Genomic DNA, 1,225 nt, shown 5'->3' on the forward strand with positions numbered 1-1,225 from the left:
GCGGTGTAGGCGTACGCGCCGTCCGACGCCGGGTCACCGACGACGGCCCCGGCGGGCGCGGCGGAGAAGGTGGCGAGCGCGCCGACGACGGCGGTCGCGGCGGCGAGCGCCCCCGCGCGGCGGGTGCGGGCCGTGGTGGTGCTGGGCATGGAGGCCCCCCTGGGATCGGAATGGAGCAGGTAGGAGCGGTGGGGTGAGTGATCGGTCCGATCACTCACCCCACCGGGTCAGGCGAGGTGACGCGAGGTCAGTTGGTGCTGGTGGCGGTGATGGCCTTGACGCCGCCGGCGCCGCCGGGGACCTCGTCCCAGCTGGTCCAGCGGCCGGCGTTGTAGTCGGCGTCGATGCCGTACACCTTGTCGTCCTCGTTCACGGCGTAGACGTGGACGACGTTGTTGGAGGTGCTGCTGGTGACGGCCTTCAGGCGGTTGTCACTGATCTTGGCCCACTGCGGGTCCCAGTAGCCGGTGTCGTAGTGACCGCTGGTGGTGTAGAAGGCGTTGGCACCGGCGATCGCCAGGTCGATCGTGGCGCCGTGGGTGCTGGCGCTGATCGACTTCACGTTCGGCAGGCTGCCGGGCAGCTCGGCCCAGTCGCTCCACCCGACGCCGTAGTCCGCGGCGCGGGTGTACACCTTGTCGTCCTCGTTGATGACGAAGACGTGGGTGGAGTTGTTGTAGTACGCGCTGGTGACGGCCTTCAGGTGGTTGTCACCGATCTTGTCCCAGTACGGGTTCCAGGCACCGGTGTCGTAGTTCCCGGTGGTCGCGTACAGCGAGCCGTCGCTGCCGATGATCATCAGGTCGGCGAGGTTGCCACGGGCACTGACGGAGATGTCCTTGACGCCCGAGGCGCCGCCGGGGACCTCGTTCCAGTTGCCCCAGGTGCCGCCCACCCGGCCGTCACGGCCGTAGACGTGACCGTCGCCGGCGACCGCGAAGACGTGGACGACGTCACCGATGGCGACGCTGTCGACCTTGAGGAGCCGGCTGTCGCCCATCGGGGTCCAGGTGCGGGTCCAGCGGCCGGCGTTGTAGTCCGCGACCGAGTCCGACAGGGCATCGTCGGAGCCGACGATCTGCACATGCGTACCCGCCTGCACGTCCGCGGTGCGGAACCGCAGCTCCTTCACCCAGGCGGTGAGGTCGTCGACGCGGGTGTTGGTGGCGCCGGTGCGGGTTTCGGTGCTGCCGAAGCAGCCGCCCTGCCAGGAGCGGGAGGCGAT

At 69.7% G+C, this 1,225-nt stretch carries 1 pseudogene; it reads right to left on the reverse strand.

Annotated elements, in window-relative coordinates:
* Positions 1 to 247: 247 nt before the first annotated feature.
* Positions 248 to 1,225, reverse strand: a pseudogene (locus ABZ497_RS36820) (hypothetical protein); the annotation flags it as partial.

Origin of the sequence: Kitasatospora sp. NPDC005751, from assembly GCF_040630835.1 — a bacterium.
Classification (GTDB): Bacteria; Actinomycetota; Actinomycetes; order Streptomycetales; family Streptomycetaceae; genus Kitasatospora.